This is a genomic window from Tardiphaga sp., from assembly GCF_025356345.1.
Lineage (GTDB): Bacteria > Pseudomonadota > Alphaproteobacteria > Rhizobiales > Xanthobacteraceae > Tardiphaga.
Map to the genome: position 1 here is coordinate 1 of NZ_JANXTC010000071.1, position 6,780 is coordinate 6,780.

Sequence of the window (6,780 nt, forward strand, 5' to 3'; positions counted from 1 at the left end):
CGCGCCGCCGCGTCCCGCCGCGCCTCCCGCCGCCGCTCCGCCTCCGCCTCCGCCACCCGCTGCTCGTCCGGCTGCGCCGCCGCCGCCCCCTCCGGCTGCCGCACCGCCGCCGCGTCCGGCACCTCCAGTCGTAGCACCGCCGCCGCCGCGTCCTGCGGCGCCCCCGGATGCCGCTCCGCCGCCGCCACGCCCGACTCCGACCGCGCCTCCGGCTGCCGCGCCTGCCGCACGGCCGACGCCGCCGGCTGCGCCTGCGCCAAGTGCGGCTCCGACGCCACCCACGCCACCCGCCGGGGCACGCCCCGAACGTCGTGAGCCCGGCGAACGCCGTGAGCCTGGCACGCCGCCCCCGGGCGCGCGTCCCACTCCACCCGCGCCCTCAGCACCCTCGGCACCCGCGCCCTCAGCCGCTCCGGCTGCGCCAGCTCCCGCGACCACGCCGGCGGCCCCGGTTCCGGCAACTCCGCCGTCTTCGGCACGTCCGGCTGTTGCGCCCGCGGCTCCATCAGCGGCGCCCGTCACACCTCCGCCCGCCGCGGGAACGCCACCTGTTGTCACCCCACCTGCGGCTGGAGTTCCGCCTGCTGGCGTTGCTCCCGGTGAACGCCGTGGCGGACCCGGAGGTCCGGGCGGTCCCGGTGGACCACGTGGCCCTGGCGGTGCCGGTGCACCGGTTGGTGCTGGCGGTGCTGCACCCGCGGCAACGCCGGCTGCTCCCGGCGTCGTTCCCGTTGCCCCCACCGCGCCTGGTGGGCAGACCGGCAATGCGCCTCCGGCTCCGGCGGCTCGCATTGCGCCGCCGACCGTCAGCGCGCCGATTCCACCGGCACCGGCTCCGGCTGCCGCTCTGGCCCCGATTGCGCCGGGGGCGCAGGCTCCCGGGCCGCAGCGTATGGACGATTTCCGCGGCCAGCGCCGCGAGAGTGACGTCGGTGGTCGCAGGATCTTCACCGAACCGGGCCGGATCATCGTTCAGGATCCGGGCGGTCAGTCGTTCATCCGGCACAATGAGGTCGACCGTTTCCGCTATGGCGCGCGGGACATCCAGACCCAGCAGATCGGCGATGAAAGCCGCACCATCGTGATCCGGCCCGACGGGTCGCAGATCATCACGGTGGTCGGCCGCGATGGCCAGCTGTTGCGCCGGGTGCGCCGCGACCGCGACGGTCGCGAGCTGATCATCATCGACAACTCGTTCCGCGGTCCCGGAGGCCCCGGCGGCTTCTATGTGGATTTGCCGCCGCCGCTGATCCGGATTCCGCAGAACCGCTACATCGTCGACTATGATCAGGCGTCGCCCGAACTGATCTACGATACGCTGCTGGCGCCGCCGGTGGAGCGCATCGATCGTCGCTACTCGCTCGATGAAATCCGCTACAGCCCAGCGGTTCGTCAGCGCATGCCGTCGATCGATCTCGACACCATCAATTTCGATCTTGGCTCGTGGGAAATTCCGCCGGACCAGGCCTCGAAGCTGCAGGTGATCGCGGACGGCCTCAACAAGGCGATCTCGCGCAATCCGAAACTGGTGTTCCTGATCGAAGGCCACACCGACGCGGTCGGCTCGGACATTGACAATCTGTCGCTGTCGGATCGCCGTGCCGAATCGGCGGCGCAATTGCTGACCCAGCAATTCCAGGTGCCGGCGGAGAATCTGACGTCGCAGGGCTATGGCGAGCAGTATCTGAAGATCCCGACCCAGGACGCGGAGCGGCAGAATCGCCGCGTCACCATCCGCAACATCACGCCGCTGCTGAACGGCGGTACCGCCTCGCTACCGCCGCCGCCCCCGGGCACAATTCCGTCACGACGCTAACCCTTGAAGCAGCAGCGAATTTCGCTGCTGCCCTGGTTTCGCCGCAAGACTTCAAAGTTGGCGCGGGAAGTGGATGCGGCAACTACGAAAATGAAAAATGGCCGGGAGCAATCCCGGCCATTTTCTTTGAGCTGTGGGACGACGGTGGAGAGTGACGCTGCTACTTCGCAGCCGCCCCCGCCGCCAATCCCAGCGCGTCCGCGATGACGCGAAACACTTCGGTATTGTCCATCGCCCCGCTGACGCGGTCGCTGCCGGGGCCAATGGCGGTCAGGATGACGTCCTCGCCGGAGTGCACGCTGGCACTCATCATTGCCGGCAGGTTGCCGAGCCGCAGCATGCTGCCGGGCGCATTCCGGTATTTTTCGTTGGCCTTGAAGGTGCCGGGCGTGTCGCCCTTTTCGGTCGGCTCATTGGGGTTGTCGAGCTTCGGCCGCAGTGTCTCATAGTGGTCGGGCAGGCTGGCGGACATGATCGCGAGCCGGCGGCTGACATCGATGCGCGCGGGGTAGCCATCCTTGTCCGGTGCCGGATAGTTCGGAAACCCGGCTTTTTCATAGACGCCGATCCGCTCGCGCAGCGGCGTGTTCGGGATCGTGGTCATGTCGTCATTGACGGTGCCGACCAGGCTGTTGGGATGGCTGTGGTCCGAGACCACCAAAATCAGCGTGTCCTCGCCGCGCGCCTTCGCCCAGTCCTTCGCGAGGCGCACGGCGTTGTCGAGCATGATGGTGTCGTAGACCGCGCGGTCCATGTCGAGCATATGCGCATATTTGTCGATCAGCCCGGATTCCACCATCAGGAAGAAGCCGTTGTCGTGGCGCGCCAGAATATCAAGCGCGCCCTGCAGCTGTTCGGTGAGGTCGGGCTGCTCCGGATATTTCGAGACGCCGCCGCCCTTGAGAAATTTGCGGTCCAGCACGCCGTCCATGTTGCCCGGCGTAAATAGGCCGAGCAGCCTTTTTGTGTCGGGTTTGGCGGCCAGCGCATGCAGCTCGCTTGCTGTCGTCGCATAGGGGTAGCCGGCATCGCGGAATTTCGCGATGTAGTCGAGGTCGTCACGGCGCTTCGAGGCGGTCGCAGCCTGCGGCAGGAAATTTGCCGCGCCGCCGCCCATCAACACTTCCGGCCTGGCGGCGAAGAATTGCTCGACGATCTGGTCATAGGCCGCGCGGCGGCGGGTGTGGGCCACCATGGCCGCGGGGGTCGCGTCCTCGATCTCGGTATTGGTGACGATGCCGATCGCCATGCCGTGGCGGCGCTTCGCCAGGCTGGTGATGGTCTCGACACGCGGATCGTCGAACACGTCAATGGTGCGATCGGCGTAGACCCCCATCGCGTTGGTCGCGGTCTTGTGCCCGGTGGCATAGGCGCTGGCCGAATTGGCCGAATCGGTAATGATCGAGTCCGAACCGGCGGTGCCGACCAGCGCCATGCGCGGCATGTCATCCATCGCCAGCTTGCCGAAGCTCTTGCCCTCGCTGATCTGTTTCGACAGCAGCCGGGCGCCGACGCGATGCGCCAGCGACAGGCCGTCGCCGATGAACAGGATAACGTTCTTCGCCTTGCGCGCGCCGGTGTCGTACACGTTCCAGCCGATGCCGCGGCTATGCGTGCCGTCGCTGACCTCGATCCTGTAAGTGCCGGGCTTGCTCAGTGAAACATCGCGCAGCAGCAGCGCGGATTGATCCTTGCCGTCTTCGCGCACGACAAAGTTGCCAGGCTTGCCAAAAATGGCGGTGGCGTCGGTGCCGTTGATCGTCACCTTGATAGCGGCCGGCTCGACCAGGCCGGGGAATTCGACCTTGAAATCGAAGCTGGCACCGGCGAGAATCTCGGCGCGGTCGATCGGGTAGATCGTCTGCGCCGCCAGCGGCGACGCGATCACAACCAGCGCAAGCGCCGATGTCGCGACAAGATATTTCATGATGAACGCCCCCATGACGTCCGTCACGGACGTCGGGCATCCATTACGACGGCCGGGTGACGAGTCAATGACAGGCAGCCGTCTCGGCCAGGCCGCGGGGTGGGTTACGCGCTCCGCGCTAACCCACCGACGCCCTATCGCTCAGCCCTTGTCGTTCTCGAGCTTGGGGATGTTGGAGCCGTGCTCGGCGCTCAGCAGGCCCGATTTCGCGTAGAGGTCGAGCTTGGCGCGGGTGTCGGTGATGTCGAGGTTGCGCATGGTGAGCTGGCCGATCCGATCGGCCGGCGTAAACGGCGCGTCCTCGACCTTCTCCATGCTCAGCCGTTCCGGCTTATAGGTCAGGTTCGGGCTCACGGTGTTGAGCAGCGAGTAGTCATTGCCGCGGCGCAGTTCGAGCGTGACTTCGCCGGTGATGGCGCGCGACACCCAGCGCTGCGCGGTTTCGCGCAGCATCAAGGCCTGCGAATCGAACCAGCGTCCCTGGTAGAGCAGCCGGCCGAGCTTCATGCCGCTCATGCGGTACTGCTCGATGGTGTCCTCGTTGTGGATGCCGGTGACCAGGCGCTCATAGGCGATGTGCAGCAGCGCCATCGCGGGGGCTTCATAGATGCCGCGGCTCTTCGCCTCGATGATGCGGTTCTCGATCTGGTCGCTCATGCCGAGGCCGTGGCGACCGCCGATGGCGTTGGCCTCGAGGAACAGAGCGACGGGATCGGCAAAGGTCTGGCCGTTCAGCGCGACGGGCTGGCCCTCGACGAACCGCACCACGACGCGCTCGGCCTTGACGACGCAGTCGTCGCGCCAGAACGGCACGCCCATGATCGGATTGACGATCTGGATGCCGGTGTTGAGGTCTTCGAGATCCTTGGCCTCATGGGTGGCGCCGAGGATGTTGCTGTCGGTCGAATAGGCCTTTTCGGCCGACATCTTGTAGGCGAAGCCGTGCGCGGTCATGAACGCCGACATCTCGGATCGGCCGCCCAGCTCGTGGATGAACTGGTCGTCGAGCCACGGCTTGTAGATCTTCAAATCGGGATTGGTCAGCAGGCCGTAGCGGTAGAACCGCTCGATGTCGTTGCCCTTGTAGGTCGAGCCGTCGCCCCAGATGTTGACGCCATCTTCCTTCATGGCCGAGACCAGCATCGTGCCGGTCACGGCGCGGCCGAGCGGCGTGGTGTTGAAATAGGCGATGCCGCCGGTCGAGACGTGGAAGGCGCCGGCCTGAATCGCGGCGATGCCTTCATGGACCAGCTGCGCGCGGCAATCGACGAGGCGGGCCTTCTCGGCGCCGAACTCCATCGCCTTGCGCGGAATCTCGTCGTAGTCGGTCTCGTCGGGCTGGCCGAGATTGGCGGTATAGGCGAAGACGCGGGCGCCTTTCTGCTTCATCCACAGCAGCGCCGCTGACGTATCGAGCCCGCCGGAGAACGCAATGCCGACGTTTTGTCCCTGGGGCAAGCTCTTCAAGATCGTCGTCATCGAACGTCCAATCGGGTAGTTTCAGTTGCATTGGGCACCGGCCCGACATCGCGACCGCGCCATTTCCGCCGCCAGCGATAGCCCGGCCAGGCAAAGCGCGTCAACGTGGCGTCGACCTCGGCGTCGGTCTTGCGGGTCGCCGGCCAGCGGAAGATCCAGCCATGCACCAGCCAGATCACCAGGAAGGTGACCAGCCCGGCAATGGTCACGTCGGTGAAGAAATGCCCACCGAAGGCCATCCGCAGCACGCTGGTCAGCGCGCCGAACGCCAGCGCGCCGGCATAGGCAATCGGGCGCCATGCCGGCGGCGTCAGCGCCGCGGGCGCCAGGGTCCAGAACGCGGTGGCGCTTTCGCCGGAGAAGAACGAGCAGTTGCGCCCGCATTCCCCGGTCGGGTCCCACCAGGCCTTGAACTGCCATGGGCCGCTGAATTCCGACACCATCACCGGGCGCGGCCGGCTCCAGTGACTTTTGAAGGTCAAATTGGTGAGGATGCCCGCCGCCAGCGTGATGGTGATCAGCAGAAAGGCGATGGTGTTGCCGGAGATCAGCAGCTTCCGGTTCGGCCAGATCAATTTGGTGATCAGCGCCACGATCGACGGCAGCACGAAAGCCCAGCAGATCCACATCGCGGCGTCGCGCGCGAACATCGCGACTTCATGAGTCTTGATCGGAAAGCTCTGGCTCGCCGGATCGTAAAACAGAGCGGCGAGCTTGAGATCGAGTTCGGGGTAGAATCCGAAGGTCAATCCGATGACAGTAAAAAGTGTGAGCGCGATATACAGGCCGGTCCGGTTCATGAAAGCGGTTTAGCCGACGAGGCGGGCGATGAAAAGGCGGCGGGGCCTAAAGTTTGGCCACGGGCTCCGCCTGCGGCAAAGCGCGCGGCTGGCGCCATTTTCCGGCATTGCGGCCGGCGATCAGCCAGTAGATCAGGCCGGCGACGATGCCCGCGCCGGTCATCACTTCGAGATGTCGGCGGATGATGCCGTCGAAGCGCATCGTGTCGGTATCGAACGGGATCAGGCCGAGATAGCAGGCGAGGCCGACCATTGCGCCGCCGATCGCATAGGCCACCACGCCGCGGACGTCGAACGCCTCCGTGATCGTGACCACCGCGACCGCCGGCAGCAGCGCAAAGCCGCTGAAGAAGATGAAGCCGAAGCCGAGCAGGATGTTGAGCGCGTTGGGATCGAGCATGCCGGTCTCGAGCGCGCTGATTTCCGGAAACAGGATCGAGAACACCACGATGCCACCGGCGAGCAGGCAGGCGACGCCGAACGCGAAGCAGATCACGAACAGGCGGCCGATTAACGCCATCGGAAATTCCTGTGGTTGGGTGGCGCGATGGACATCACAGCCGTCATTGCGAGTTTGGGACCGGCCTTTTGGCTGATCCTGAGAGATGAAAGATAAGGCTCGTGTCCCGGACGCGGTGCGGCATTCTTATGCCGCTCCGCGGAGCCGGGACCGTATCAGGCAACGACGTTTTGGCGGTCCCGGCTCCGCGGCGCATGACGCCTCCTGCGGAGGCGCATTGCGCTGCGTCCGGGACAAG

General features: G+C 66.0%; 6 protein-coding genes. 2 read left to right on the forward strand and 4 right to left on the reverse strand.

Features of this window, described 5'->3' with window-relative positions; genetic code table 11:
• Window positions 1–315, forward strand: a 315-nt coding sequence (locus Q0S16_RS26380; RefSeq protein WP_366517798.1) for a hypothetical protein, incomplete at its 5' end; no start/stop codon positions are given.
• Between the two features lie 577 nt (window positions 316–892).
• Window positions 893–1,816: an OmpA family protein gene (locus Q0S16_RS26385; protein WP_366517799.1), complete on the forward strand. Its 924-nt coding sequence runs from the start codon at window positions 893–895 to the stop codon at window positions 1,814–1,816.
• 160 nt (window positions 1,817–1,976) lie between these two features.
• On the opposite strand, the gene Q0S16_RS04005 is transcribed toward Q0S16_RS26385, so the two are convergent.
• From Q0S16_RS04005 to Q0S16_RS04020, 4 genes are all read right to left on the reverse strand, one after another.
• The gene (locus Q0S16_RS04005; protein ID WP_295845302.1) at window positions 1,977–3,743 is read right to left on the reverse strand and encodes an alkaline phosphatase; all 1,767 of its coding nucleotides are present in this window, start codon (window positions 3,741–3,743) and stop codon (window positions 1,977–1,979) included.
• A 141-nt stretch (window positions 3,744–3,884) separates the two neighbouring features.
• Window positions 3,885–5,222 carry an argininosuccinate synthase gene (gene argG / locus Q0S16_RS04010; RefSeq protein WP_295845304.1) on the reverse strand — a complete coding sequence of 446 codons (1,338 nt, stop codon included), beginning with the start codon at window positions 5,220–5,222 and terminating at the stop codon, window positions 3,885–3,887.
• A complete protein-coding gene (locus tag Q0S16_RS04015; protein ID WP_295845307.1) occupies window positions 5,219–6,022 on the reverse strand; it encodes a phosphatase PAP2 family protein in 804 nt (267 codons plus the stop codon). Before Q0S16_RS04015 ends, argG begins: the two co-directional genes overlap by 4 nt.
• Before the next feature lie 46 nt (window positions 6,023–6,068).
• Window positions 6,069–6,542: a hypothetical protein gene (locus Q0S16_RS04020; protein ID WP_295845309.1), complete on the reverse strand. Its 474-nt coding sequence runs from the start codon at window positions 6,540–6,542 to the stop codon at window positions 6,069–6,071.
• Window positions 6,543–6,780 lie beyond the last annotated feature (238 nt).

Coding starts and splice junctions, on each gene's coding strand:
- Q0S16_RS04005 (WP_295845302.1), bottom strand. CDS start 3,743: ATGAAATATCTTGTCGCGACATCGGCGCTTGCGCTGGTTGTGATCGCG.
- argG (WP_295845304.1), bottom strand. CDS start 5,222: ATGACGACGATCTTGAAGAGCTTGCCCCAGGGACAAAACGTCGGCATT.
- Q0S16_RS04015 (WP_295845307.1), bottom strand. CDS start 6,022: ATGAACCGGACCGGCCTGTATATCGCGCTCACACTTTTTACTGTCATC.
- Q0S16_RS04020 (WP_295845309.1), bottom strand. CDS start 6,542: ATGGCGTTAATCGGCCGCCTGTTCGTGATCTGCTTCGCGTTCGGCGTC.
- Q0S16_RS26385 (WP_366517799.1), top strand. CDS start 893: ATGGACGATTTCCGCGGCCAGCGCCGCGAGAGTGACGTCGGTGGTCGC.